We start from the raw sequence: 25,771 nt of genomic DNA, 5'->3' as shown, positions 1-25,771 counted from the left end.
CTGCGGGTTGATGACCAACAGCCCCGTTGATTTTTTACAAGCGTCACCGCTCTGGCTATGGTGTACTCATAGCAGCCGTGACTGTCTCCAGTCATTTATCACCACTATCTAGCACTGAACCGCAAAGGGGGAGCGAGTCATGAATAAGATCAGCCATCGCAAGAGCCCCATTGACGACATCAACCTGATTGATGCCCATTACCAGAGCTTTGCGTTCAAGCGCCATTATCACCTTGATTACCATGTGGGGCTGATCACCCAAGGCCAGCAGCAGTATTTCTACAACGGCAGCAAGCACATCGCCGGTGCGGGGCAACTGGTGATCATGCCGCCGGACGAAATCCACGACGGGCAACCCAAAGAGCAAACGGGATACCAAGTCAAGGTCTTCAGCATCACCCCCGGCTGGCTCAGCCAGCAAGCCGAGGAAGTCTCAGGCCAGGGCCATTACCGCTTCCCACAAAACAAGATCGCCGATCACGCGCTGTTCCGGCAGCTGACCCAGTTGCACCAGCAACTGGACAACCCGATGGCTTCGCAGCTTGCCAAAGATAGCTTGCCGATCGAGTCCTTTTCCTACTTGCTGACCCGTTACGGCCAGGTCCGCGAAACCAGCGTCGCGGCACTGGGAGGCAAAGATCTCCACCAACTGCGCGACTATGTGATGGCCCATCTGGATCAAAAAATCAGCCTCGAGCAGCTGGCCGGCCTGTGCGATCTGAGCCCGTCACAACTACTGCGCCAATTCAAGAAAGCCACCGGTATGACCCCCTATGCCTGGCTGGCCCGGCTACGGCTGGAGCATGCGATGGCGCTGCTGAAAGCGGGTTATACCAGTACCGAGGTGGCATACCACGTCGGTTTTTACGACCAGGCCCACTTCACCCATGCCTTCAAGCAAACCTTCGGCGTCGCCCCCTCGCAAATCAAATAAGCAGTCTTGGGATTAATTGTCACTTTTTTACAAGCATCCGCTCAGCGGCTGAGGCATGCTACGCCTTGTTGGGCATTGTGCCCTGATGTTTGAAGGATGCTGTACACACTATGATCAACGAAGTAACCACCCTTGCCACCCTCGTCACCGTTCATATCGTCGCCTTAATGAGCCCAGGGCCCGACTTCGCCTTAGTGGTACAAAATGCCGGACGCTACGGCCGCCAAACCGGCATCATGATCGCCCTTGGCCTGTCGCTCGGGATCCTGCTCCACTCCATTCTCAGCCTGACCGGGGCCAGCTTGCTGATCCACCAGCACCCGATGCTGTTTGCCCTGCTGCAAGCTGCTGGCGGCAGTTACCTGCTGTGGCTGGGGATCGGCGCCCTCAAAGGGACATGGCAACACTGGCAGCAGCGCCACCAAGCAGAGCAAGGTATGCCAGCCAAGTCATCACAGCGAGTACTTGCTAACCGCAAGCAGGCATTGGCCAAAGGGTTTACCACCAACATCCTCAACCCCAAGGCGCTGGTGTTTTTTGTCAGCCTGCTATCGACCCTGGTGCCAGCCAGTATGTCCCTCGGCGGCAAGGCCACGGCCATCGGCCTACTGTGGGTCACCTCGTTCCTGTGGTTTGCCCTCTTGGCCTGGCTGCTGACCGGGGCCCGCCTGCAGCAAAAACTCAAGCATTGGACACCTTGGATAGATGCCACCTGCGGTGCCCTGTTCACCGTGATCGGCAGTCTGATTTGGGTCAGTATCCTCACCCCTTAATGGCAGGCACAGCCTGCTACACAGGTTGACCCGCAGCACAAAAAACAACCAACCGGTAGACACAGCCCCCCGTCCTTACTTAGGCTAACAACAGCCTAAGTAAGGAGTATATTGACCATGGAATGGAATCACCGACAACAGGTTGTCTTGTTGTCAGCCTGGCTGCTGACCCTGCCTGTTTCCACCCTCGCCAAAAGCAATCAGCAAAGTGCTGATCGGCTTGCCCCGGAAGCGGCAACCGGCCTCAACGAGCAGCAAGCGGTAACCGGCAAAGACTGGATGGTTGCCTCTGCCAACCCCTATGCCAGCGAGGCCGGCGCCAGCATCCTGCGCCAGGGCGGCAATGCCATTGATGCCATGGTCGCTACCCAGCTGGTGCTGGGCCTGACCGAGCCGCAATCCTCAGGCATTGGCGGCGGTGCATTCATGGTCTATTGGGATCAGAAAAAGAAAGCCCTGACCACCTTCGACGGTCGCGAAACCGCCCCGTTTGCGGTCACTCCCCTGCTGTTCCAAGATGAAAAAGGCCAGCCGCTGACGTTCTTCGATGCCGTGGTTGGTGGCCGCTCGGTCGGCACCCCGGGTACCGTCAGGCTGATGTGGTATACCCACCAGCGCCACGGCAAGCTGGACTGGAAAAAACTGTTCGAGCCTGCGATCAGGCTCGCCAAAGAGGGCTTTATCGTGAGCCCGAGGCTGGCCGCCCTGGTGGAAAAGGACCAGGCCCACCTGCAGCGTTTCGACAACACAAAAGCCTATTTCTTCAATGAAGATGGTACGGCTATTCAAGCCGGGCAAACCCTGAAAAACCCTGAGTATGCCGATACCCTGCGGCAAATTGCCGAGCGCGGTGCCAGCGCCTTCTACACCGGCGAGATTGCCAAAGACATCGTCAAGGCGGTGCGCACCGCCCCCGGCAACCCAGGCGTGCTCAGCACCATGGATCTGGCCACCTACCAGGTCAAAGAGCGGCCTGCCGTCTGCGCCCCTTACCGCCAATATGAGGTTTGCGGCATGGGGCCTCCGAGCTCAGGCGCCCTGACGCTGGGCCAGATCATGGGCATGCTCGGCCACTATCCGCTCGGCGAATTGGGACCGGATAATCTCACCAGCTGGCGCCTGCTCGGCGATGCCTCACGCCTCGCCTTTGCCGACCGCGGCCGCTACATGGCCGACAGCGATTATGTGCCGATGCCGACCAAAGGGTTGCTGGCCGGTGACTACCTGCAGCAACGGGCTGCCTTACTCGACAGCGACAAGGCCCTGGCCAAGGCCGAAGCGGGCCTCCCGCCGTGGGATCACGCCCTGCGCTATGCCATGGACGAATCACTAGAGCTGCCCTCAACCAGCCACTTCTCGATTGTCGACAAGGGCCGCAACGTGATTTCAATGACCACCACCATCGAGAACGGCTTCGGCTCACGGGTAATGGTACGCGGCTTCCTGCTCAACAACGAACTGACCGACTTTTCCTTCCGCAGCCATGACAACGGCAAGCCTATTGCCAACCGGGTCGAGCCGGGCAAGCGGCCACGCTCATCGATGGCACCGACCATAGTGATGCAAAAAGGCAAACCCTACCTGGCTATCGGCTCGCCAGGCGGTAGCCAGATCATCGGCTATGTCGCCAAAACCCTGGTGGCCCATCTCGACTGGGGCATGGATCTGCAGCAGGCCATCAACCTGCCGAACATGAACAACCGCTTCGGCCCGTTCGAGCTCGAAGCGGGCACCGGTGCCGAGCAATGGGCGCCAAAGTTGGAAAACCTCGGCTTCAAGATACAGGTCAAAGAACTCAACTCTGGTGTCCAAGCCATCCAGATCGGCAACAAGTCCCTGATCGGTGCTGCCGATCCACGCCGCGAAGGCAAGGTCATCGCACAATAATCAGCGGCATAAAAAAACCGTGGCAGCTGCCACGGTTTTTATTTCAGTATCGACAATGTACCAACCGGTGATTACATCGGTTCAAGCTTGGCATACTGGGTAACCAGCCATTTGATCCCCTCGCCGTTGAAGGCCACCTGGACCCGGCTCTGGGCACCGCTGCCCTCGAAGTTTATGATGGTCCCTTCACCGAATTTCGGATGCTGAACCCGCTGGCCGAGGCTATAACCGGTCTGGTTGAAGTTCTCGTTGACCTGGCTCTGGCTGAAGCGGCCGCTGCTGGCCGGGCGGGAAACCTTGGCCTTCATCCGCACTTCTTCGATAAACTCTTCCGGGATCTCGCGAATGAAGCGCGACGGCTTGTGGAAGTTATCCTTACCATAGAGGCGGCGCATTTCCGCATAGGAGATATAGAGCTTCTGCATCGCACGAGTCATGCCCACATAGCACAGACGACGCTCCTCCTCCAAACGGCCCACTTCCTCCGTGGTACGCGAGCTCGGGAACATGCCTTCTTCAACACCGACCATGAACACCACTGGGAACTCCAAGCCCTTGGCACTGTGCATAGTCATCAGCTGAACCGCATCCTCGAAGTCATCGGCCTGGCCTTCACCGGCTTCCAGCGCCGCATGGGACAGGAAGGCTGATAGCGGGCTCATCTCCTCGGCTTCTTCCGGGATCTCGAACTGGCGAGTGGCTGTTACCAGCTCCTCCAAGTTTTCAATACGGGCCTGGGCCTTCTCGCCTTTCTCCTGCTCGTACATGGCGCGCAGGCCGGAATTACGGATCACCTCATCGGTCTGCTGGTATAACGGCAGCTCGCGGGTATCGTCTTCCAGTGCATTGACCAGCTCGATAAAACGGCGCAGCGAGTTGGCCGCGCGGCCAGCCAGCACTTTCTCTTCCAGCAGGGCAACACTGGCCTGCCACATAGTCGCGCCGCGGTCGCGGGCTGCCATGCGAATGGTTTCCAGGGTGCGATCACCCAAGCCGCGAGTCGGGGTATTAACGACCCGCTCGAACGAAGCATCATCGTTGCGGTTAGCGATCAGGCGCAAGTAGGACAGGGCATCCTTGATTTCCTGACGCTCGAAGAAGCGCATGCCGCCATAGATGCGGTATGGCATCCCGGCCTGGATCAAGGCTTCTTCCAGCACTCGCGACTGGGCATTACTGCGGTATAGCAGAGCCGCTTCACTCAGCGCCCCGCCCTGATCACGCAGTTCTTTGATCTTGCCGACCACAAAGCGGGCTTCGTCCAGCTCGTTGAAGGCCGAGTAGATCGAGATCAGCTCTCCTTCGGCCCCCTCGGTCCACAGGTTTTTGCCCATCCGCTCATTATTGTTAGCGATCAGACCGTTGGCTGCTTTTAGGATATTGCCGGTTGACCGGTAATTCTGCTCAAGGAAAATCGAGCTCGCGCCCTTGAAGTCATTCAAGAAGCGCTGGATATTTTCCACCTTGGCACCACGCCAGCCGTAGATAGACTGGTCGTCATCACCCACGATCATGACGTTACAGTCCGGGCCAGCCATCAGGCGCAGCCAGGCAAACTGGATGTTGTTGGTATCCTGGAACTCGTCCACCAGGATGTGTTTGAAACGGGCCTGGTAGTGCTCGCGGATATGCTTGCTACGCTGCAGCAGTTCGAACGAGCGCAGCAGCAGCTCGGCAAAATCGACCAACCCGGCACGATCGCAGGCTTCCTGGTAGGCGCTATAGAGACGCAGCCAGGTCTGCTCAACCGGATCATTGAACGAATCGATATGCTGCGGGCGCAGCCCCTCGTCTTTCTTGGCATTGATATACCACGCCGCCTGGCGCGCGGGCCACTGCTTTTCGTCCAGATTCTGGGCTTTGATCAAGCGGCGCAGTAGGCGCATCTGATCTTCGGAGTCGAGGATATTGAAGTCTTCCGGCAGACCAGCATCAAGGTAGTGGGCACGCAACATACGGTGGCACAGGCCGTGGAAGGTACCATTCCACATCCCGGCTGACGAGCCGTGCATCAGCTCATTGATCCGGCCACGCATCTCAGCAGCAGCCTTATTGGTAAAGGTCACCGACATGATGGAGTACGGCGAGGCCTGCTCTATCGTCATCAACCAAGCTATGCGATGGACCAGAACCCGGGTCTTGCCACTCCCGGCGCCGGCCAAAACCAGGTGGTTACCCAACGGTGCTGCCACCGCCTCGCGTTGCTTGTCATTCAGGCCATCTAACAGAAGTGAAACGTCCATCGCTCTCTACTGGTTATTTATACAATGGTGATGATTATAACCACAAACTCCCCCGTGATGCGAGAAACCTCCCTGCTCGCCAATCACCCATCGCCCAGAGGTGACCGCCCTTCAATAACGGACGATAGAAATTCACTTAATCAACCTATTGCCGGATTTTTTTGTTCTATGCTTGGAATTACGCAAAGTTACCGAGAAGTTAAAAAACATAAGGGAACGTGAAAGTTATTCCCGACTCGCCCTTTCTTATCTACCGAGAGCACCAAGAGGTGCCAGTTAACCCAAAAAGAAAACGTTGCATTTTCCTGCAACAGTCAGCGTATTTAAGAGGAATGAACATGAAAAAGACCACCAACATTGCACTCGCCACCGCAGTAACAGGCCTGATTGCCCTCGCCGGTACCACCCTGACCACCACAACCGCAGTCGCTGCCGAGGAAAAGGAAAAGTGCTACGGCGTGGTGAAAGCAGGCAAGAATGATTGTGCGACCAAGACCAGCTCTTGCGCCGGTACCTCGAAAACCGATGGTCAGAAAGATGCTTTCGTGATGGTGCCCAAAGGCCTGTGTGATCGCCTGGTCGGTAGCTCAAAAGAGGCCAAGTAATTGAGCAGGTTGTCTGGTGACAAGATGGTAGGGGTGGGGCTTCGCTCCCCCCACATCCATCAAATTCTTTCTGAGCAGCCTGATATCGGCTGGCTGGAAATCCACAGCGAGAATTACTTCACAGTCAACTCACCCGCCCGCCAGCAGCTCCGGGCTGCCGCCAGCCACTACCCCATCAGCTGCCACGGGATCGGGATGTCCCTCGGATCCGCCGACGCGTTGGACAAACAGCACCTTAGCCAGCTCAAGCAACTGGTAGAGGAAATAAACCCGATAGCGGTCTCCGATCACCTGAGTTGGAGTTCAGTCGACGGCCAGTACTTCAATGATCTGCTCCCGCTCCCTTATACCGAAGAGGCTCTCGCCCATTTCTGCCACAAGGTCGAACTGGTACAGGATTTCCTCGGACGCCAGTTACTGGTGGAGAATCCTTCAAGCTACCTGAGCTTCAACCATTCAACCATCCCGGAATGGGAATTCCTGCGGGCAGTTCAGCAACGCACGGGCTGTGGTTTACTGTTTGATCTCAACAACATTTATGTCAGCAGCTTCAACCACGGTTTTGACTGCCAGACCTACCTCGATGCCATTGACCCGCGAACCGTCAAGGAAATTCACCTAGCCGGCTTTACCGTCAAGCAATTCGAGCAAGGGGAGATCTGGATAGATACCCACAGCAAACCCGTCAGCGAGCCGGTGTGGCAACTCTACCGCCAGTGGGTACGCCAACATTTCACTGCGCTGGGCGGGGTGCCAACGCTGATCGAGTGGGATCTCGATATCCCAGAGCTTGGTGTGCTACTTGGGGAAGCGGATAAAGCGCAACAAATTATTGCCCAGGAGGCCAGTGATGGGATCTCCGCAGCCTGACAGCCTCCACCAGCTGCAGCAGGAGTTCGCCGAAGCCCTGCATTACCGGCCGAGCTCGGCCAGCGAGAAAATCACAGAGAGTACATTCGGCCCGGAGCAACTGATCCAGGTCTACCGAAATAATTTTATTATCAGCCTATCAGAGGTGCTGGCTGCCACCTACCCGTGCTGCCAGGCCGTGGTGGGGGAGGAATGCTTTGCCCAGCTCGCTCGTCAACATGTCCTCAACCAACCGCTGGGCGAAGGCAATGTCACTGACTACGGCGACGGGTTCAGCAACACCATCAACAGCCAACCGACTTTGGTCGAAGCCGCCCCCTATCTGGCCGATCTGGCCCGCCTCGAATGGCTGGTCGACCGCGCCAGCCAACACGTTCCAGTCAGCACGGATTTTCCGTTCGAGCAACTGGCACGTATTACCGAGGACAATCTGTCCCAACTGGTGATGGAAGTGGCCGAGCCCGCCTACAGCTTCGATGCCCCATACCCGGTGGCGAGCCTGTGGCAGATGATCACCCAGGGCCAGATTGAGCAAATTGACCTCACCCAGCCGGAGTCGGCCATTATCCAGCACCGCCCGCAAGGGATGCAGGTGCTGGCAACGACCCCGTCAGCCACGGCACTGCTGCGCCTGTGCCAGCGGGGAAAACCTCTGGGGGAAGCCGATGAAGCCATGCTGGCCATACTCGGCGAACTGATCCAACAACAACTCTTTACCCGTATCCACGGCCTGCCTGAGGGAGAATGCGCATGCTGAATTTTCTCAAACAAATCGACACCACGGCCCAGCGGATCACCGAACCACTGATCCCACTCCTGCTGCTGTTCACCCGGCTTTGGGTGGCTTGGATCTTCTTCAAGTCAGGCATGGTGAAATACAACAGCTGGGACAGCACCCTCTACCTGTTCGAGTATGAGTATCAAGTGCCACTGCTGCCCTGGCAAATTGCCGCCTACACGGGTACCGCTGCCGAGTTGATCCTGCCGGTGTTCTTGGCATTGGGTCTGTTTACCCGCCCGATGGCGCTGGCTTTGTTTGTGTTCAATATTATTGCGGTGGTGTCCTACCCATTATTGTGGGAGAAAGGATTCTTCGACCACCAGCTGTGGGGCATGATGATGCTGGTCAACGTGTTCTGGGGCGCTGGAATGATCTCTATTGACCATTTGATAAGCAGTAAGCCGAAGCAGTCGCTGTTGCTATAAACCCTCACCAAGAAAAAAGGGGCTGCATAATTTGCAGCCCTTTTTTGTTAGATAATGACAGCTTTGGCAGTAGGATAAAATTTCAAAACCTACCTGCCAGGGAAGGCAGGTTGGAGCGACATGGACGTCTTTATGCGTTTTTGAAATTTTCATCCTGCTGACGTAAGCAACAAACGTTTAAAATCACTCAGACACCAACGCCAACAGCTGTGAAAGCTGGCTGATTTCGACATCCGGCAACCACTTGGCGCGCGGCTCGCGGCTCAACACCCGCTGCTGGTCATTGAACCAACAGGCCTTGAAGCCATTACGTTTAGCCCCGCCGACATCGGTCACCAGATGATCGCCGACATGAAGAATATCGCCCGGAGCCAAACCGAGCCCTGCTGCCGCATGGGCAAACAAATCCGGCTCGGGTTTCGACAGCCCATCCCGGCCTGCCATCAAGACACCATCGAAATACTGCGCCAGGCCGATTTTTTCTGCATCGACATTGCCATTGGTAATCGCCACTAATGGCAGCTGTTGCTTGAGCAAGGCCAGTACCCGATGGGTTTCTTCTGGGACATCAACCTGGTTTCTGACCTCAAGCACCACCGCCACCCCCTCAGTCGCCGCTTGCTCGGCTGCCGGCAAAGAATAGCCGAGCTGCATAAAACCTATCTTGAGCAACTCGAAGCGCCACTGGGTCACGTCATGACGCAGCATGGGATCATGCTTGGCAAGTCGCATCTTCAGCTGTAGCCAGCCGGCCGTCCCAACGCCTTGCGTGCGCGGGTGATGGGCCGCCAACCAATCATGCATCGCCTGCTCAGCACGGCGGATCACCGGGCGGTTATCATAGAGGGTGTCGTCAAGATCGAAGGTCAGCGCCTTGGGGACAGACAAGCGACGGTAAAATTGCATCAGCGGTTACTCTCGACAAGCCCCCTGCTCAGCGCTTATTACGCTTGGCACGGGGATGGGCTTCATCGTACACCTGTGCCAGGTGCTGGAAGTCCAAATGGGTATAGATCTGGGTGGTCGACAGATTGGCGTGGCCCAGCAGTTCCTGAACCGCCCGCAGATCTCCCGAAGACTCCAGCATATGGGTCGCAAAACTATGGCGCAGCTTGTGCGGGTTGATATGGCTCGACACCGCCTGCTTCTGCCCCCACTCTGCCATCCTTTTCTGGACATTACGGTTGGAAATACGCTGGCCCAGCTTGGAGACAAACAGCCCCGGCTCGCCGGCGGCAGCCAACTGGCCGCGCACCTTGAGCCAGTGGCCAACCCACTCGCGGGCCAGCCCGGCAAACGGCACCACCCGCTCTTTGTCCCCCTTACCGATCACCCGCAGGTCGCCCTTGCGTAGGCTGACATCCTTGACGTCCAGGCTGACCAACTCCGACAAACGCAAGCCGGCACCGTACATCAGCTCCATCATGGCCCGGTCACGGATCGCCAGCGGATCATCCTCATCGACACTGAGCAGCTGATCCATTTCATCGACATCGAGATTCTTCGGCAACGGCCTCGCCTTGCGTGGGGCCGACACGCCCTTGGCCGGATTGGCCTTTAGGACCCCTTGCTGCACCAAATAGTCAAAAAAGCTGCGCAGTGCCGACAGGCGCATCGACAGACTGCTGGCCTTGAGGCCATCGCGCATCCCCTTGGAGGCAAGCTGGCGCACCCAGCCGGCATCCACCGCCTGCCAGTTATCCACACCGAGCGCCACCAACTGCTCGGCCAACGTCGTCAGCTGACGCTTGTAATTTTGCTGGGTATGGAGGCTAAGCTCCCGCTCACTACGCAAGTACTCGTAGAAGCGCTGCAACGGCTTTTCCAGGCCAGCAGGCAGGCTCATTCAATCACCTCACGGGTATATTCCCAGTGATGGATCAACTTGGTCAGTATCATCGCCAGTTGCTCAACGAACAAAGTATCCATCTCTGGCTGGAAGTGGCCGCCATCAACGCTGGCAAAGCTCAATACCCCGAACGGCCTGTCATTGCCAAGCGGCAATACCAGAAACGATCCCAGCTGCGGCGGCTGGGCGAACAGGAGCTCGGCTTCATGCTTGCGCAGACGGCCCAGATATACCGGACGGGATGACAAGCGAGAGCGGCTGAAACTATCAAAGCTGCGGCGCTCGAGAAACAGGTTATCGTCCAGGCTATCAAACAGGCGCAGACTGACATCAAGGCCGAGCTCCTCGGCCAGTGTTTCCAGTACACACAGCGCCTGGTAGATATTGTGGGTCTGAAACAGCTGCTGCTGCGCCTTGGCAAAGGTATGGAACAACTGGCTGTTTTGGGTTGCCGCGCCAACCAAGCCGGTGATTTTCTCCTCCAGCTCGCCGACATTGCTGCGCAGGCGTTCCAGCTGAATATCGACCAGTGACACCACCCCGCGGTCGGCATGGTGAACTTGGATCCGGCTCAGCAGCTCCGGGTGGCGAACAAAGAAGTCCGGGTTGGCCAACAAAAAGTCCGCCACCGCCTGCTCGTTCAACGAGACGTGGCTCTCTTCGGGCGCAGACACGTCAAGCTGAGATAAATCGGTCATAATACAATCTGTCCATCAAACACGTGCGTCGCCGCACCTGTCATATACAAAGGCTTGCCTTCGCCAGGCCAGCGGATCTGCAAATCACCGCCCGGCAGTGACACCTTCACATTGTCTTCCAGCAGCCCCTGCGCCCGGCCGATCGCCACGGCGGCACAGGCCCCACTGCCACACGCCTGGGTCTCACCGGCACCGCGTTCATAGACCCGCAGCTTAACCTCGTTGCGGCTGATCACCTGCATAAAGCCAGCATTGACCCGCTCAGGAAAGCGCTCGTGGGATTCCAGCAGCGGCCCCAGGGTCTCGACATCCGCCGTCTCAACATCGTCCACCACGGTGACACAGTGCGGGTTGCCCATGCTGACGGCACCGCAGAACACGGTTTTGTCGCCGGCCCGCAGAATATAGGTTTTCTCGCTTTGCTTGGCACGGAAAGGAATTTTGGCCGGGTCGAATTCAGGCACGCCCATGTTCACCGTGACCTGATTGTCGTTTTCCAGCTTGAGCACCATCTTGCCCGCCTTGGTACTGACCGAGATGTGGTACTTGTTGGTCAGCCCCTTCATCCAGACAAAACGGGCAAAGCAGCGCGCACCGTTGCCGCACTGCTCGACCTCACTGCCATCGGCATTGAAGATCCGGTAGTGAAAATCCGTTTCAGGATCATAGGGCGGCTCCACCACCAGCAGCTGATCGAACCCCACCCCGCGGTGGCGATCAGCCAGACGCCGGATCGCATCCGGCGAGAAGAACACGTTCTGGGTCACACAGTCAACGACCATGAAATCGTTACCCAGCCCATGCATTTTCGAAAAGTTAACCTGCATGTTGTTCCTTCTCATTATTCCGGCAGCAGATGCTCAGACTGCCACAGCTGCGCCAACTCTTCACGCTCGCGCACCACATGGGCCTGGGTACCATCAACCATGATCTCCGCCGCACGCACACGGGTGTTATAGTTCGATGACATCACGAAACCATAGGCCCCCGCTGAGCGGACGGCCAGCAAGTCACCGGTCTCCAGACACAATGGGCGCTCTTTACCGATAAAGTCACCGGTTTCGCAAATCGGGCCGACCAAGTCATAGGTCACCTTATCACCGTCGCGAGGCACAACCGGCACGATATCCTGCCACGCCTGGTAGAGGGTCGGGCGGATCATATCGTTCATCGCCGCATCGACAATGGCAAAGTTCTTGTGTTCGGTATGCTTGAGGTATTCCACCCGCGTCAACATCACCCCGGCATTAGCGGCAATGGCACGGCCCGGCTCGAAGACCAGCTCCAAGTCACGGTGCGCCGTCAAGCGGTCCATCAACGCCTTGGCATATTCCGATGGCTGCGGCGGGCGCTCATCGCTATAGGTCACTCCCAGGCCGCCACCGACATCGAGGTGGTGGATGGCAATACCTTCCGCCTTGAGGGTGTCAATCAGCGCTAGCAGGCGGTCGGTGGCATCGATAAACGGCGCAATCGCCGTCAGCTGGGAGCCGATATGGCAGTCCATCCCCGTGACTTCCAGATGCGGCAAGCCGTGGGCCAAGCGGTATACTTCCGGCGCCCGGTCAAAAGCAATCCCGAATTTGTTGTCGCGCAGGCCGGTCGAAATGTACGGGTGGGTCTGGGCATCGACATCCGGGTTGATCCGTAGCGATACCGGTGCCACCTTACCCAGCTCGCCTGCGACCTGGTTAAGGCGCTCCAGCTCAGGTTCGGATTCTACATTGAAGCACTTGATGCCAAGCTCCAGGGCCCGCTTCATTTCTGCCGCTGTCTTGCCGACACCGGAGAACACCACCTTGGCCGGATCGCCACCGGCGGCCACCACCCGCTCCAGCTCACCGCCCGAGACAATATCGAAGCCCGAGCCCAAGCGTGCCAGCACATTGAGCACACCGATGTTGGAGTTGGCCTTGACGGCATAGCAGATCAGGTGGGGATGATCGGCCACCGCCTGATCAAAGGCATGCCAATGACGTTCCAGCGTCGCACGCGAATACACATAGAGCGGAGTGCCAAAACGGTCAGCCAATTCGGCCAGTGGAATTTCTTCGGCCCATAGCTGGCCATCTTTCTGATAATTAAAGTAATCCAATGTAGTCTCTTCCCTGTCTGAACCGTTTATTGATCGTTTTGCTGTTGCTGCTTGCTACTGTCAGGCATGTACAGAGACCCACTCTGACCACAGCCGGTGAGGGCCAGTATGCCCAACACCAAAATTGCTAATAAACCTTTACGCATTTTTGAAAGCCAGTGATTATCATTTCATTGCCCTCTATAATCGCACCCACACTAGGAAAAGCAATAGGACGATCGGGGATGAATGATACAGAATTTCATAAGTTGGCAGATGAAGTGCTGCTGAGCATCGAAGAAGGCATCGACGAATCCGGTGCCGATATCGAATACGAGACCACAGGCAACGTACTGACGCTAGAATTTGAAAACCGCAGCCAAATCGTGATCAACCGCCAAGAGCCACTACACGAGATCTGGCTGGCGTCGAAGTCCGGAGGCTACCACTTCAAGTACAATAACGGCGAGTGGCGCTGCACCCGCAGCGGTAACGAGCTAATCGCCCTGGTCAAGCAAGAATGCTCACTGCACGCCGGCGAAGCCGTCGACTGGTAATCAAGGCGCCAGCAGATAGCCCAAACAAAAAGCGGAAGCCTAGGCTTCCGCTTTGTTTTTAATTCTTGGTATACCGCGCTTTAGCGCGTCATATTCGCGTTCATCAACGGCTGTGGTGTCACTACCGGACGGCGCGACGGCTGCTGACCACTCTTGTACGGCAGCACCTGCGGCTCGCCTTCCTCACTGTGAACAATGTCGTAGAACTGCGGCAGGTTGAAGTTGATAAAGTTGGCACTATAGCTAAAACGATCGTGAGCCGAGGTATAAAAACGGTTAACCCCATGGACCATTTCGTCCTTATCGCCACTGCACTGACGGTAAACCTCAATCCGGTTCGACTCATCCAGGATATAGATATTGAAGCCCGAATCGCAGTCTTCGAAGAAGAACTGGATCAGACCTTCACTGGCGTAGGCATCGACAATTTCCGGCGGATGCGGCTCATCGGTCTTACCCATCACCAGGTTGGCCGAGCCCAGCAGCTTGTTGGTCGAAATGCAGCTATAAAAATCCACCGAGTTTTCCAGCTTCTGCACCGAGACGCCACGACGCTCGAAGAACAGGCCGTGGGTCTGGCGGGCAATGCGGATCGCCTTAAAGCGACGTCGCTTCTCTTGCTCAACCGGCTTAAGGCGCATCTCGATACACTCGGCCACCAGTTGGTATACCAAGTTACGGATCAAGCCACGCATGTGCTTGCTGTAACAGAATACGTCCACCGATTCCGGCGGCAACGCATCCTGGTGCATCTTACCCAGTACCGTCTTCAACGCATCGAGCATGGCACTGTCCCCGGTGAAATTCAGGGTACGCACTTCGTTCCACGAGTTGCGGTATACCAAATCAACACTGCCGACCAGGCACATCTGATCCGGGCCATAACTAAAAATGTCGGTATTCTTGAAGTCGAACTTCACCGAGCGGTTGCGGAGCCGGGTGGTCGGGTCGTTCTCGAGGTTGATAAACAAACCCAGCTGGCGAATTTCGCACGGGCTCGACAGCGCCTGCAAGCTTGGTTGCGGACGACGGATCGGGAACGTGTTGCGAATATCACTGACCAACTGGTAGAGCTTGTCGAGGTCCACCGCCGAATTGCGTACCACACTGTGCAGACAGGTTGATTCGGTCAGCAAGCCGTTGAAATAGGCCCAGGCCACCAGCTTGCTAAGATAGCGGTTATGCTCCAGTGCAGGACGGCCCATAATGGCGAACGGATCCAGTGATTGTTTGTAGAGGTACCAGCCCGCGGTATTGGTCCTGCCAGCTGGCACTTGGATCAGGCTCAAATCCTGCTCGTGCAAATCCGGCGACAGCTGCGGGTTGAGCAGGGTCACCTTACCTGGCAGCACCTCGAAAGCCGCATAAAGCTTGCGCGCCAGAATACTGATGTCCTCAGGGCTGATCGCCGAGGTAATATTATTGCGGCGGGCAAAACGGATCAGGTTACGGTAGCTCAGCATCAATGCATCGAGCAGCTCATTGTGCGCGCTCTTGACCTGCTCGACCTTCCAGTCACGGCGGCGATCAAGCTCAAGCAGCACTTCTTGCGGCCACTGCCATTGACTAGTAAGCTCCTGCAATACCTTGCGGCGCCACGGCACCGAGCCCGAAGCTGGCTCGCGGGTCAGCTTTTCATGCGTCTTGAGATAGAAGCAACGGCGAACCAAATCCAGACGGCGGTGATCATCGATACGCTCGAGGTAACGGGTTACCTTCTCCAGCATCAGATAATAGGCATCCATACAGAATTCGGTACGGTCTATGGCAAAAAAACGCCGCTTACCGTCTACGCTGAGCAGCTGGGTATGCGGGTATTCCCACGAATAAGCTTCCAACAGGATCGCTTTGAGTACTGACTTGTATGGCGAATCGATACTTTTATAGAGCTGCCACAAGCTGGAGCCAAAGTACTCTTCGGCTGGAATTCGCGACAGGCCGCCGAAATCAATCCACTCATCACGATGGATATATCCGCCATTTTCCAGATAGCAGATGTAGTCATCGTAACACTCCTCCATTTCTGGCGGCACCATAAACCACAGCAGGCGCTGGCCTGCCAAGTTGACCGCCGAGCGGTAGAACTCGTCAAGCAGCAACAAATGCTGGCTCGAACCACAGTTCTCACCGGTCATCTGCTCAGAGAAGTTATCGCGGAATCGGTTTTCGTCGATCAGGAAGAAGTTTGCCTCGACCCCCTGGGACAGCGCCCATTCGGAGATCACCGCACACTTGGCTTCCAGAGACTGGCGGCTTTCAGCCGGCAGATCAGTGCGGATACAGACCCAGATATCAAGATCGCTGGTCAAGCTCTGGCCCAACGAGGCAGTACTGCCCATTGCATAGAGGCCTTGGATCGGATAGATATCAACAGCAGGAGGAGAAATCGGGGCGGCACAAGCTAAGCCACAGTCGTCGATTAACTGTTGCTGTTGCTCGGAAGCCGTAAAGGACGCAATCCCCACCGGCACATCCTGATCGAGATAACCAGGCACCGCAGGGTGATTATAGTGAAGTAGAACCGGCAGCAGGTTAAAAACCTGCACTGACTGCGGAGTCATGGCGGCACGCGCACGCTCGAGTCTTAGCTCGTTGAGCTGATCCAATCTACCTTTAAGCGTTTCGATATAATTCTGCAAATTACTCTTCCAAGAGCTACCAGCTTGAGAGCGGCCCAAATCTTGTCATTAAAGCGGTTGAGATGGCTCGACCTAGGAGTAAAAACGTGATCAATCTAACAGTTTTTGTATTAACCGTAAAGATAATGCCGTTTTATGACAAGTTGTGAATGGACTGAAATGTTGCCAGCTGACCTTTCCGTAGTCACCTTCCCTCAAACTAGTACAAGTTCGCCGATCCACCAATTTACGGGCAAACATCTGCATTTCGCTGAGGGCTTATGTGACTAATATCACATTAATTGCAGTTTATATCAAGACAATACTGCCTCAACGCACTCGCCGCGACACATCAATTACCATCCCAGCCGAGTAATGGTAGGATTAGATACAATACTGATAGTGCCAACTGAATATGTGGATCCGACCCTATGACCGATACTCCAATCCGTATTGCCACGCGTAAAAGCCCATTGGCTATGTGGCAAGCCGAATTTGTCAAAGCAGCCCTAGAGCAAGCCCACCCGGGCCTGCAAGTCGAACTGGTACCTATGGTCACCAAAGGCGATGTGATCCTCGATACCCCGCTAGCCAAAGTGGGTGGCAAGGGGCTATTTGTCAAAGAGCTGGAAGTCGCCATGCTCGAAGGCCGTGCCGACATCGCGGTGCACTCGATGAAAGACGTCCCGGTGGAGTTCCCTGAGGGACTGGGGCTTGTCACCATCTGTGAACGTGAAGACCCACGCGATGCCTTCGTGTCCAACCATTATGACAACCTTGCGCAACTACCAGCCGGTGCCGTGGTCGGTACCTCAAGCCTACGCCGGCAGTGCCAGCTTCGTGCCCAGCGCCCAGACCTGGTCGTCAAAGATCTGCGCGGCAACGTCAATACCCGCCTGCGCAAACTCGATGATGGCGAGTATGATGCCATTATCTTGGCATGTGCCGGCCTCAAGCGCCTAAAAATGGAAGATCGCATCCGTGATGCCATCGCACCGGAGACCAGCCTGCCGGCTGTCGGCCAGGGTGCCGTAGGCATTGAGTGCCGCCTTGATGACGAACGTGTCCGCCAACTGCTGGATGCCCTCAACCACCGTGACACGGAAACCCGAGTACTGTGCGAACGCGCAATGAACAACCGCCTACAAGGAGGCTGTCAGGTGCCAATTGGCAGCTACTCGGTACTGGACGGCGACCAAATCTGGCTGCGCGCCCTGGTTGGCGAGCCCGACGGTAGCCAGATTGTTCGCGGCGAAATCCGTGGCCACCGCGATGATGCCGAGCAACTCGGTGTTCAGCTGGCAGACCAGCTGCTGGGCGAGGGTGCCAAGGCTATCCTCGACGAGCTATACGGCAACGCCTAATGACGATACTGATCACCCGCCCGGCACCGGAATGCCATCAGTTAACCCAGCAGCTCAATGCCGCGGGGATCAGTGCCATTGCCCAGCCCCTGCTGGAAATTCAGCCGGGGCAGCAACTGCCAGACTTACCCTGCGCCCTCTCACAGCTACAAAATGGCGATTTCCTGATTGTCGTCAGTGTTCACGCTGCCAACCTAGCGCACAATTACATGATGTCGGTAGGTGCCAGCTGGCCAAAAAACGTGCATTATATAGCGGTCGGCCAAAAAACCGCCGCCGCGCTGCAAGACTATACCGGGCAGGCGGTTATGGCCCCGTCCGAGCGCAGCGACAGTGAGGGGGTGCTAGCCTTGCCGGTCTTATCCGATGTGGCAGGGCGGCGAGCACTTATCCTGCGCGGTAACGGCGGGCGCGAGCTGATTTACCAGCGCCTGTGCCAAGGCGGGGCCGAGGTCTCCTATTGCGAGACCTACCAGCGCTGCTGGTTGCCGCTGGATGGCTCAGTCCTGAGCCGAAGTTGGCAACAGGCCAATGTTGACACCCTGGTGGTGACCAGTGGTGAGCAACTTGACCAGTTGGTCAAGCTCATACCAGACAACGCCAAGGCTTGGTTTCTTAACTGCCAGCTATTCGTACCAAGCCAGCGAATCGCCGATCAAGCTCTCGGGCTTGGTTTTCGTTTAATTTCCAATGTGGGAAGTGCGGCCAACGGCCCACTATTCACGACCCTAAGCAAAATAGGCACAATGGGAAAATCGGATGACTGATAAAAAAACCAATAATGAAACCCCTGCAGATAAGCAACAATCCGCAGATAACAATACTAATAAACAAGGACGAGCCAGTGCCAAAGCACAGGCGCCAAAACCCGCCCCTGCCAAACAGGCTAACGCAGAGCAGCCAGCGGCGGCTCCTGCCAGTCAGCCATCCGAAAAACAGGGTGGCAGCAAAACCGGCGCGATAGCTATCGCCTTGGTCATTGCCCTAGGTGCCGGCCTATACTACCACGGCCACCAGCAGACCTTGGCCCAAAGCAGCCAAATGGCAGCCCTGCAGCAGGAAATCTCCCAACTTCAATCTCAGCTCCAGTCATCTCTCAAGACGTCCCAGCAAGAAACACTAAGTCAAGTGAACAACAGCCTGCAACGTACCGAAACCTCGCTCGACCAACAGGAAAAATCGATCACCGGCTTGCAGATGGCGCTGGCTGAAATGAAAGGCCGCCGTCCGAACGACTGGCTCCTGGCGGAAGCGGATTACCTGGTCAAGATGGCTGGCCGCAAGCTGTGGCTCGAGCATGACACCGTCAGTGCCACGATTCTGCTCGAATCCGCCGATCACCGTATCGCCGAGCTTAACGACCCAAGCCTCACCCCGATCCGCCAGGCGATGCACACCGATATCACGGCCCTTAAATCCGTCGCCCGGGTTGATCGCGACGGCCTTGTCTTGCGCCTGACCAGCCTCCAGCAAGAAATTGGCAAGCTACCACTGGCCAATGCTGTCCTCCCAGAGGCCGAAGCGGTCGAGACCACCGAGGTATCGGCGTCTATCGACGACTGGAAACAGAACCTGATGACCTCACTGAAAAACTTCAGTGATCACTTTATCACCTACCGCCAGCGTGACGGCAGCGTGATCCCACTGCTGACACCGAAGCAGGACTTCTACCTGCAGGAAAATATCAAGTCCAAGCTGGAAACCGCGATCAAATCGGTTTACCGCGAGCAGGGCGAGCTGTACACCACGTCACTGGCGATGGCCAAAGACTGGGCGGAGCAGTTCTATGATATGGAAGATCCTGCCGTTCAGAGCTTCATCAGCACGCTAGAGACTCTCGGTCAGGAAAACATCGAAGCCGACTATCCGAGCAAGCTGCAGTCACAGACACTGATCACCGACACCATCAGTGAACGCCTACGCCAGCAGGTAAAACCGCTTAGCACAGAGGAGAACCCGGCATGATCAAACTGCTATTGCTGGTTGCCGCCCTGATCGCCGGTATCGTGGTCGGCCCAATGCTGGCCGGAAACCAAGGCTATGTGCTAATTTCAGCGGCTAACCAAACGGTGGAAATGAGCCTGACGACCCTTATCATCCTCGTGGTGGTCTTGTTCGGAGCTTTTTTCCTGCTGGAGAACATCCTCAAACGCCTGTTCTCGCTAGGTAGCTCGACCCGCGGCTGGTTCTCGGGCCGCAAGACCCGTAAGGCCCGCCTGCAGACTTCTGAAGGCCTCACCAAGGTCATCGAAGGCGACTGGAAACAGGCCGAGAAGTTGGTGGTCAAGTCAGCCAAGCACAGCGACGCCCCGCTGCTGAACTACTTGGCCGCCGCCGAAGCCGCACAAGGCCAAGGCGATGCCAGCCAGCGTGACGAATACCTAAAGCTAGCTTCTGAAATCGACGGCCAGAGCCTGGCTGTCGCCCTGACCCGAGCCAAGCTCCAATTCCGCCAGCAACAGTTCGAGCAGGCTGTCGCAACCCTGCAGGATATCAAGCGCGACCACGGCCGCAACCCGGTGCTGCTGACCCTGCTCAAAGACTGCTACATTCGGCTGGAAGACTGGAAACCTCTGCTGGCCCTGCTGCCTCAGCTAGAAAAAGCCGGGATCGTCGATATCGAGGAAGCTGCCAAACTCGAAGCCAAAGCAGAGTGCGGTATCATGCACCACATTGCCAAGCAGCAAGGCAGCGAAGGCCTGATGGGCCACTGGAACAGCCTGAGCCGCAAAACCAAGGCTCGCCCGGATCTCATTGCCTGTTTCGTCAAGCTGATGAGCCAGTACAACGCCGACAGCGAAGCGTACACCGTGCTGCGTGATGCCCTGAAGAAGAACAATGACGAGTCGCTGATCAACCTTGTCCCAGCCCTGAAACTGGCAGACAACCACCCGGCCATCGTTCGCCTGCAGGATTTGCTGCGCTACGACAGTAGCAACCCAAGCACCCACAGTGCCCTGGGCCAGCTGTTCATGCGTGAAGGCAAGCTGGAACAGGCCAAGGAGCATTTCGAGAAAGCGATTGCCCTACGCAGCGATGTAACTGACTATGGCTACCTAGTGGAAGTGATGGAGCAACTGGATGACAAGCAAGGCGCTGCCGAGCTGTCTCGCCAAGCTCTGACAGTAGCACTGCCCGCCAAAAATTAACACAAAGACAACATAACATCTAGCAATCAAAAAGCACCCACAAGGGTGCTTTTTTATACCCAAAAGCAATAGTTTATGTGTCCTGCCGCGAATATTTGTTTCTATTTGTTAACAGGCGTTTCAACCTATATCCATCCCATTGCTAGCATTTTGTAAACAGGTTTCAATAGGGCTCCCGTTGCTCAACAGATGGATACCTAACTATGGATATGCTTCCTTGGTTAATCGTTTCTGGCATCATTGTTTCTGTGATCACCTGCCTGATGACAGCGGTACTGATCAAAGAATCATAATTGCCCAGAACAAAAAACCTCCGTCAGGAGGTTTTTTTATGTCCGTTTATTTATCGGCTAGCTCGACGCTTGTGCCTTCTCCAGCACTTTTTGGTAGCGGCGTATCGCCTTCATCGCCTTCTTGATTTGTTTCTTTTGTTTTTTCGCCAGTTTCTTCAATTTTTTAAGCTGCTTGGCATTTTTCTTGGCCTCTTTACGGCTCGCAGCCACAGCGGGATGAGCGGCAACAACAAGCGCAGGCGTGTCCAGCTCGGTTGCCAAGGCTGCCGCCTGTACCGCTCCTCTCGGCAATGATGCGGCCTTGGGCAGCTTGGAGACTGTTGCCGTCTCCACCGACGTCAAGCTCGGCTTCACTACATGGGCCATGTCTGTCGGTCGCTTCAGGGCACTAGGCTTACAGAGATACCCTTTCTCAGATGCCACCCGAGCGCAACTACTGCACATGTAGTTAGCGGTGCTGACCATTCGACTGATGGTAGAAAACTGATCCGCGATCTCAACCCGGCGGTATTTACACAACGACTTTGCCATTCCCTCACCTCCGGCAATCCGGCCTCAACCGGCCGGAGTAACTATTCTCATTTACAATATACCGCCGCCCTCAGAGGAACGCTACTTCATCGCTGCTTTTACATAGACATCAAAGCGGTTTTTCTTGGTTTCAATCGCTGTTGAAGGCTTTTGCCCTGCCAAAAACTCCGCATAGTCGGGACGCTTGACGACCACCCTTTTGGTAGCCAGTGCCAGCGCCGGTGCCAGTAGGCCATCCGCATCGAGGTCGGCACCGACCAGGGTCTGAAACACTCGCATTTCCTTCTTCACCAAGGCCGACTTCTTTTTGTGCGGATACATAGGGTCAAGATAGACGACGTCAGGTGCCACGAAATCAGGATCGGCCGCCAGCAGCTCCAGGGCATTATGGCTCGAGGCATGGAGCAAGGTCATCCGCTCGCTGATCCAGCCGCCAATTTCGCTATCGGCCTTGGCACGGGATAAACCGTCATCCAGCAACGCTGCCACCACTGGGTGGCGCTCAACCATCTGAACCTTACACCCCAGCGAGGCCAAGACAAACGCATCACGTCCCAAGCCGGCGGTACCGTCAACCACCGTTGGCGTGACCCCACCTTTGAGGCCTACCGCTTTAGCTATCGCCTGGCCGCGGCCGCCACCAAACTTTCGCCGGTGCGCCACCGCACCGCCAGCCAGGTCAACATACACTGCCCCCAGTTTAGGCTCGTCAAGCTTGCGCAGCTCCAACCGCTCGGCCGTCAGTACCAACGCAAACACGCTGTCTGGATCATGGGATAGGCCCCAGCGTTCAGCCAGCAAATCAAGTTCATGTTGACGTTCAGGGGACTCACAAATTAAAGCTAGTTGCACACGCACACTCCGGAAAAAACAGCGCCTGTCGGCCAAACTCGACAGGCATTCAGCCGCGGATTATACCACCTCTTCACTCGGGCTCAATTCAGCCACCAGCTGGGGAAGTGGCTGGGGGCGGCCGAATAAGTAGCCCTGGGCGTAATCCACCCCCAGCTCGCCGAGCTTGGCGAGGATCGCCTCGTTTTCGACAAACTCCGCCACCGTCTGTTTGCCCATCTTCTTGGCCAGCTCGTTGATCGCTTTCACCATGGCGAAATCCACTTCATCGTCGGCAATATCACGGACAAACATGCCATCGATCTTGATGATATCAACCGGCATTCTCTTCAAGTATCCAAACGATGACAGTCCCGAGCCAAAGTCATCGAGCGAAATCCGACACCCCAGCTCCTTGAGCAGGGTGAACGAGCGGATCGCTTCGCTCATGTTGCCAATCGCCGCCGTTTCGGTAATTTCCAAACACAGCTTGTGCGCCGGGATGGAAGAATGGCGGATTTTATCCTGCAGAAAATGGACAAAATCGCGATCGCCGATTGACTGCCCTGACAAGTTGACGGCGCACATATCCAAGGCATCCACCGCCCCCGGGTTGGCCTCCAGCCAGTCAATCACCGCGCAGGCCACATAGCGGTCAATGCGGTGGGCCAGGTTGTAGCGCTCGGCTGCCGGCATAAATAAGCCCGGCGAGATCATTTCGCCATCATCGTTGCGGATCCGCACCAAAATTTCATAGTGGTGGCCCTGGCTGCTCGAACACAACGGGGCTATGGGCTGGGCGTAGAGTTCCAGCCGCTGCTCGGACAGCGCCCGCCGGAGCAAGCTGACACACTCCATTTCCAGCTCACGCCGACGCAACTCCTCGTCATCCGGATGATAGACATGCAGCCGATTGCGGCCTTCATCCTTGGCGGCATAGCACGCGGTATCGGCCTGGGCATGGACCTGCTGGGTCGACCCGGCCGTCTCATCAATCATCCGCAGGCCAATCGAAGCGCTGAAGCTAAAACGGGCAGTCTGCCAGTAAAATTCACTCGCTTCGAGCAGCTGTAAAATCTCACGGCCAAAGGCCACGGCTTCGGCCAACTGGCAATCGGTCAGGATCACGGCAAATTCATCGCCGCCGAGGCGGGCCAGAACTGCCCGCGCCGGGGTGATCTCCTGAAGCATCAATGCAACCTGCTTGAGCGCCTCATCCCCCGCTTCGTGGCCGGCGGTATCATTGATGATCTTGAACTGGTCCAAATCAATATACAGCATAGCATGCTGGGCCTGGCGTTCTCGAGCCTCAGCCAATGCCTTCTCAAGAGACTGCTCGAAGTGGTTGCGGTTGTACAGATCGGTCAGGTAATCATGGCAAGCCTGGTAGGCGAGCTGTTCTTCCAGCTCACGGGTCGAGGAAATGTCTTCCCCGACCACCAGCAACTGGCGATTTTGTGCCTGGCGAATCGTCTCACGGATCCATACCGTGCGACCATCGGCACAGCAGTAGCGCAGCTGGCGCCGCCATACCCGGTGGCCCGCACTGTCCAGTGCCGAGCTGATATAGCATTGCGGTACAGGCTCATCGCCGTCATAGAAGCTGGCAATCTTGTGGCCGAGCAAATCACGCTTGCTGTAGCCCAGCAGATCGGCGGCAAACTGATTGACCGATTGGATACGGGACTGGCGATCGACAGTCAGCAACATGACCGGCTGCTGCTCGTAAAGCAGGCGGTAGCTTGCCTCGCGCTCGCGCAGCTTTTCCTCCATTTGGTGACGTGCCGTTACATCGCGCGCCTCGAGCAGCAGCTGCACCTCGCCACTTTCATCTGCCGGCATTCGCTTGATCACAATATCCAACATCCGGCTGCCATCTTCGTGGCTCTGGATATCAATTTCCATCCGCACCGGCTGGCTGCGTGCTTGCGTGACTGCCCGGCTCAGTTTGAGGGCTGCCTCAGGGCTCCAGCAAAACCACCGCCAAAGTGGCCGATCATACTTCACCACCGCACGCCCCACCAATTCGTGCAACGCCAAGTTACCCGACACCAACATGCCAGACCGGTCAAAAATCCCAATAAACTGGAAGCTTTGATCAAACACTCCCTCAAACAATGCCCTGCTCTGCTGCAGGCGCTGCTCGCCTTTGCGCAGCCTTCGGATCATCATCACCAGCAAGGCTATCACCCCGCCCATCACAGTCAGGGCGACGGTCAGTACCCGAATTTCATTCTGGTAGCGGTGGAACCAGCTCTGGGGCTGGTTGATGATGAGCGTTTCATTGTTATCAATTTCCAGTCCCCAGCGGACCACCTCGGAAAAATCAAATATCTCTTTGCCGTTGCTGCGGATAAACGTCGGGAATCGAGTGATCTTGCCATCCAGCAACTTAACCAACATAGCCCCGATCTGGCGCCCTTTGTCATAGCCACCGATCATTACGCCACCGGTGACACCGTGCTCGAGCATGTATTTGTAGGAGGCGTACACCGGCGCCGAAGCACGGGCCGTCAACCGGTCAAGGAAGTCACCGCTGTCCATGTAATTACCGCGGCTGTCCTGGAAGTAGCTCAGAAACAAAATAGCCGAGCGAGCTGGCAGCGCCTCACTGGCGGCCAGTACCGAGTCAAAACTCCCCTCCTGGACCCTAACCACCTCAAGGTTAAGAAAATTATCCGCAAGAAAATCGCTGATCCCCTTCCACAGGACCCGCCCGGTAACCGTCTTGTCAGCCAAAACATACATGGTTTGCAGATCCGGCTGTACCGACAGCGCCAGATTGATGTTGGCGGCGGCATCGGTCTGGTCGAGAATGCCTATGACATTTTTCAATCGACTGTGCTTATCGGGATGATAGTCATTGATCCCCGCCAGAATGACCGGCGTCTTGCCGACTTCATTAGACAACTGGTTGATCAACCACAAAGCATTATCATCCGTCACTACAATCGCCCGGTACTCTTCCCGCAGCAGCTTGGTACGGTAAATATCCAGCAGCTCTTTGAGGTAAGCCGGGGACTGGTAGCGTTTGCTGTCCATATAATTGACATGCAATGACACCCCCTGCGCACTGGCCACCGACTCCAGGCCAGCCTGGATACCATCGGTCCAACGCATCCCCTTATGGTAGGAGTGGACCACCAAGGTGTCATAGGCCGATGCCTTGAGCGGTAGCCAGCTGAAAAGAAACAAAAGAGCAATCAAGCGCATAAAGATCGGGAGTCCTGTCTGTCAGGTTCGGGGCGTTAGCAAGCCAGCATGTATTTTTTGAATATAATTTAGCGAC

At 56.3% G+C, this 25,771-nt stretch carries 23 protein-coding genes; 12 read left to right on the top strand and 11 right to left on the bottom strand.

The features are described from left to right. Nucleotides 1-139: 139 nt before the first annotated feature. The 3 genes from C9J03_RS17865 to ggt all read left to right on the top strand — a co-directional run bounded on the left by C9J03_RS17865 (nt 140) and on the right by ggt (nt 3,594). A complete protein-coding gene (locus C9J03_RS17865) occupies nt 140-934 on the top strand; it encodes an AraC family transcriptional regulator (protein ID WP_044622146.1) in 795 nt (264 codons plus the stop codon). 113 nt (nt 935-1,047) lie between these two features. Beyond that, nucleotides 1,048-1,707 carry a LysE family translocator gene (locus tag C9J03_RS17860; protein WP_039467069.1) on the top strand — a complete coding sequence of 220 codons (660 nt, stop codon included), beginning with the start codon at nt 1,048-1,050 and terminating at the stop codon, nt 1,705-1,707. Nucleotides 1,708-1,824: 117 nt separating this feature from the next. After that, entirely contained in the window at nt 1,825-3,594 is a 1,770-nt protein-coding gene (gene ggt / locus C9J03_RS17855; RefSeq protein ID WP_039466978.1) for a gamma-glutamyltransferase, read from the top strand. A 71-nt stretch (nt 3,595-3,665) separates the two neighbouring features. Here ggt and uvrD read toward each other — a convergent pair whose 3' ends face one another. Then, nucleotides 3,666-5,837, bottom strand: a complete 2,172-nt coding sequence (gene uvrD / locus C9J03_RS17850) for a DNA helicase II (protein WP_044622147.1) — start codon at nt 5,835-5,837, stop codon at nt 3,666-3,668. Between the two features lie 338 nt (nt 5,838-6,175). Between uvrD and C9J03_RS17845 the strand changes: the two genes are divergently transcribed. Genes C9J03_RS17845 through C9J03_RS17830 form a run of 4 tightly spaced genes read left to right on the top strand, consistent with a single transcriptional unit; the run spans nt 6,176 to nt 8,518 of the window. Then, the gene (locus C9J03_RS17845) at nt 6,176-6,442 is read left to right on the top strand and encodes a BufA1 family periplasmic bufferin-type metallophore (RefSeq protein WP_039466985.1); all 267 of its coding nucleotides are present in this window, start codon (nt 6,176-6,178) and stop codon (nt 6,440-6,442) included. Between the two features lie 24 nt (nt 6,443-6,466). Then, nucleotides 6,467-7,312: an MNIO family bufferin maturase gene (gene bufB, locus C9J03_RS17840; protein ID WP_039467071.1), complete on the top strand. Its 846-nt coding sequence runs from the start codon at nt 6,467-6,469 to the stop codon at nt 7,310-7,312. After that, nucleotides 7,293-8,069, top strand: a complete 777-nt coding sequence (locus C9J03_RS17835) for an HvfC/BufC N-terminal domain-containing protein (RefSeq protein ID WP_044622149.1) — start codon at nt 7,293-7,295, stop codon at nt 8,067-8,069. Before bufB ends, C9J03_RS17835 begins: the two co-directional genes overlap by 20 nt. Further along, nucleotides 8,063-8,518 (top strand): DoxX family protein, encoded by a 456-nt coding sequence (locus tag C9J03_RS17830; RefSeq protein WP_044622150.1) that lies wholly within the window; start codon nt 8,063-8,065, stop codon nt 8,516-8,518. The genes C9J03_RS17835 and C9J03_RS17830 overlap by 7 nt, the downstream gene beginning before the upstream one ends. 183 nt (nt 8,519-8,701) lie before the next feature. Here C9J03_RS17830 and yigB read toward each other — a convergent pair whose 3' ends face one another. The 6 genes from yigB to lptM are packed head-to-tail and all read right to left on the bottom strand — an operon-like array spanning nt 8,702 to nt 13,306. Then, nucleotides 8,702-9,424 (bottom strand): 5-amino-6-(5-phospho-D-ribitylamino)uracil phosphatase YigB, encoded by a 723-nt coding sequence (yigB, locus tag C9J03_RS17825; protein WP_044622151.1) that lies wholly within the window; start codon nt 9,422-9,424, stop codon nt 8,702-8,704. Between the two features lie 28 nt (nt 9,425-9,452). Continuing rightward, nucleotides 9,453-10,364 (bottom strand): tyrosine recombinase XerC, encoded by a 912-nt coding sequence (xerC, locus tag C9J03_RS17820; protein ID WP_039466997.1) that lies wholly within the window; start codon nt 10,362-10,364, stop codon nt 9,453-9,455. After that, nucleotides 10,361-11,065: a DUF484 family protein gene (locus tag C9J03_RS17815; RefSeq protein ID WP_044622152.1), complete on the bottom strand. Its 705-nt coding sequence runs from the start codon at nt 11,063-11,065 to the stop codon at nt 10,361-10,363. The genes xerC and C9J03_RS17815 overlap by 4 nt, the downstream gene beginning before the upstream one ends. Further along, nucleotides 11,062-11,892, bottom strand: coding sequence for a diaminopimelate epimerase (dapF, locus tag C9J03_RS17810; protein WP_044622153.1), 831 nt, complete (start codon nt 11,890-11,892; stop codon nt 11,062-11,064). The genes C9J03_RS17815 and dapF overlap by 4 nt, the downstream gene beginning before the upstream one ends. Before the next feature lie 14 nt (nt 11,893-11,906). Then, on the bottom strand, nt 11,907-13,160 hold the full coding sequence (gene lysA, locus C9J03_RS17805; RefSeq protein WP_044622154.1) for a diaminopimelate decarboxylase: 1,254 nt from the start codon (nt 13,158-13,160) through the stop codon (nt 11,907-11,909). Nucleotides 13,161-13,186: 26 nt separating this feature from the next. Beyond that, nucleotides 13,187-13,306, bottom strand: a complete 120-nt coding sequence (gene lptM, locus C9J03_RS17800) for an LPS translocon maturation chaperone LptM (RefSeq protein WP_082008649.1) — start codon at nt 13,304-13,306, stop codon at nt 13,187-13,189. A gap of 78 nt (nt 13,307-13,384) precedes the next feature. On the opposite strand from lptM, the gene cyaY reads away from it, so the two are divergent. Further along, nucleotides 13,385-13,696: an iron donor protein CyaY gene (gene cyaY / locus C9J03_RS17795; RefSeq protein WP_044622155.1), complete on the top strand. Its 312-nt coding sequence runs from the start codon at nt 13,385-13,387 to the stop codon at nt 13,694-13,696. An 80-nt stretch (nt 13,697-13,776) separates the two neighbouring features. On the opposite strand, the gene C9J03_RS17790 is transcribed toward cyaY, so the two are convergent. Beyond that, complete coding sequence (locus tag C9J03_RS17790; RefSeq protein ID WP_044622156.1) at nt 13,777-16,335, bottom strand: class I adenylate cyclase; 2,559 nt, start codon at nt 16,333-16,335, stop codon at nt 13,777-13,779. Between the two features lie 410 nt (nt 16,336-16,745). On the opposite strand from C9J03_RS17790, the gene hemC reads away from it, so the two are divergent. From hemC to C9J03_RS17770, 4 genes are read left to right on the top strand one after another with little or no spacing between them, the layout of a single operon-like run. After that, nucleotides 16,746-17,678 carry a hydroxymethylbilane synthase gene (gene hemC / locus C9J03_RS17785; RefSeq protein ID WP_044622157.1) on the top strand — a complete coding sequence of 311 codons (933 nt, stop codon included), beginning with the start codon at nt 16,746-16,748 and terminating at the stop codon, nt 17,676-17,678. After that, nucleotides 17,678-18,445 carry a uroporphyrinogen-III synthase gene (locus C9J03_RS17780; protein WP_044622158.1) on the top strand — a complete coding sequence of 256 codons (768 nt, stop codon included), beginning with the start codon at nt 17,678-17,680 and terminating at the stop codon, nt 18,443-18,445. Before hemC ends, C9J03_RS17780 begins: the two co-directional genes overlap by 1 nt. Next, nucleotides 18,438-19,643 (top strand): uroporphyrinogen-III C-methyltransferase, encoded by a 1,206-nt coding sequence (hemX, locus tag C9J03_RS17775; RefSeq protein WP_044622159.1) that lies wholly within the window; start codon nt 18,438-18,440, stop codon nt 19,641-19,643. Before C9J03_RS17780 ends, hemX begins: the two co-directional genes overlap by 8 nt. After that, entirely contained in the window at nt 19,640-20,827 is a 1,188-nt protein-coding gene (locus C9J03_RS17770; protein ID WP_044622160.1) for a heme biosynthesis protein HemY, read from the top strand. Before hemX ends, C9J03_RS17770 begins: the two co-directional genes overlap by 4 nt. A 350-nt stretch (nt 20,828-21,177) precedes the next feature. Here the strand turns inward: C9J03_RS17770 and C9J03_RS17765 are convergent, their stop codons facing one another. The 3 genes from C9J03_RS17765 to C9J03_RS17755 all read right to left on the bottom strand — a co-directional run bounded on the left by C9J03_RS17765 (nt 21,178) and on the right by C9J03_RS17755 (nt 25,695). Next, nucleotides 21,178-21,651 (bottom strand): hypothetical protein, encoded by a 474-nt coding sequence (locus C9J03_RS17765; RefSeq protein WP_044622161.1) that lies wholly within the window; start codon nt 21,649-21,651, stop codon nt 21,178-21,180. Between the two features lie 81 nt (nt 21,652-21,732). Continuing rightward, entirely contained in the window at nt 21,733-22,503 is a 771-nt protein-coding gene (locus tag C9J03_RS17760; protein ID WP_039467032.1) for a class I SAM-dependent methyltransferase, read from the bottom strand. A gap of 60 nt (nt 22,504-22,563) precedes the next feature. Further along, on the bottom strand, nt 22,564-25,695 hold the full coding sequence (locus C9J03_RS17755; protein ID WP_044622162.1) for an EAL domain-containing protein: 3,132 nt from the start codon (nt 25,693-25,695) through the stop codon (nt 22,564-22,566). Nucleotides 25,696-25,771: the final 76 nt, after the last annotated feature.

The organism is Photobacterium gaetbulicola (assembly GCF_003025515.1).
GTDB classification, from domain to species: domain Bacteria; phylum Pseudomonadota; class Gammaproteobacteria; order Enterobacterales; family Vibrionaceae; genus Photobacterium; species Photobacterium gaetbulicola.
Note: the sequence above shows the minus strand (reverse complement) of the source record. Positions and strands in the feature narration are given on the sequence as shown.

Bases quoted from the DNA above. Each gene is read 5' to 3' on its own strand.
- C9J03_RS17865 (WP_044622146.1), top strand. From the start codon at position 140: ATGAATAAGATCAGCCATCGCAAGAGCCCCATTGACGACATCAACCTG.
- ggt (WP_039466978.1), top strand. From the start codon at position 1,825: ATGGAATGGAATCACCGACAACAGGTTGTCTTGTTGTCAGCCTGGCTG.
- uvrD (WP_044622147.1), bottom strand. From the start codon at position 5,837: ATGGACGTTTCACTTCTGTTAGATGGCCTGAATGACAAGCAACGCGAG.
- C9J03_RS17845 (WP_039466985.1), top strand. From the start codon at position 6,176: ATGAAAAAGACCACCAACATTGCACTCGCCACCGCAGTAACAGGCCTG.
- bufB (WP_039467071.1), top strand. From the start codon at position 6,467: ATGGTAGGGGTGGGGCTTCGCTCCCCCCACATCCATCAAATTCTTTCT.
- C9J03_RS17835 (WP_044622149.1), top strand. From the start codon at position 7,293: ATGGGATCTCCGCAGCCTGACAGCCTCCACCAGCTGCAGCAGGAGTTC.
- C9J03_RS17830 (WP_044622150.1), top strand. From the start codon at position 8,063: ATGCTGAATTTTCTCAAACAAATCGACACCACGGCCCAGCGGATCACC.
- yigB (WP_044622151.1), bottom strand. From the start codon at position 9,424: ATGCAATTTTACCGTCGCTTGTCTGTCCCCAAGGCGCTGACCTTCGAT.
- xerC (WP_039466997.1), bottom strand. From the start codon at position 10,364: ATGAGCCTGCCTGCTGGCCTGGAAAAGCCGTTGCAGCGCTTCTACGAG.
- C9J03_RS17815 (WP_044622152.1), bottom strand. From the start codon at position 11,065: ATGACCGATTTATCTCAGCTTGACGTGTCTGCGCCCGAAGAGAGCCAC.
- dapF (WP_044622153.1), bottom strand. From the start codon at position 11,892: ATGCAGGTTAACTTTTCGAAAATGCATGGGCTGGGTAACGATTTCATG.
- lptM (WP_082008649.1), bottom strand. From the start codon at position 13,306: ATGCGTAAAGGTTTATTAGCAATTTTGGTGTTGGGCATACTGGCCCTC.
- cyaY (WP_044622155.1), top strand. From the start codon at position 13,385: ATGAATGATACAGAATTTCATAAGTTGGCAGATGAAGTGCTGCTGAGC.
- hemC (WP_044622157.1), top strand. From the start codon at position 16,746: ATGACCGATACTCCAATCCGTATTGCCACGCGTAAAAGCCCATTGGCT.
- C9J03_RS17780 (WP_044622158.1), top strand. From the start codon at position 17,678: ATGACGATACTGATCACCCGCCCGGCACCGGAATGCCATCAGTTAACC.
- hemX (WP_044622159.1), top strand. From the start codon at position 18,438: ATGACTGATAAAAAAACCAATAATGAAACCCCTGCAGATAAGCAACAA.
- C9J03_RS17770 (WP_044622160.1), top strand. From the start codon at position 19,640: ATGATCAAACTGCTATTGCTGGTTGCCGCCCTGATCGCCGGTATCGTG.
- C9J03_RS17765 (WP_044622161.1), bottom strand. From the start codon at position 21,651: ATGGCAAAGTCGTTGTGTAAATACCGCCGGGTTGAGATCGCGGATCAG.
- C9J03_RS17755 (WP_044622162.1), bottom strand. From the start codon at position 25,695: ATGCGCTTGATTGCTCTTTTGTTTCTTTTCAGCTGGCTACCGCTCAAG.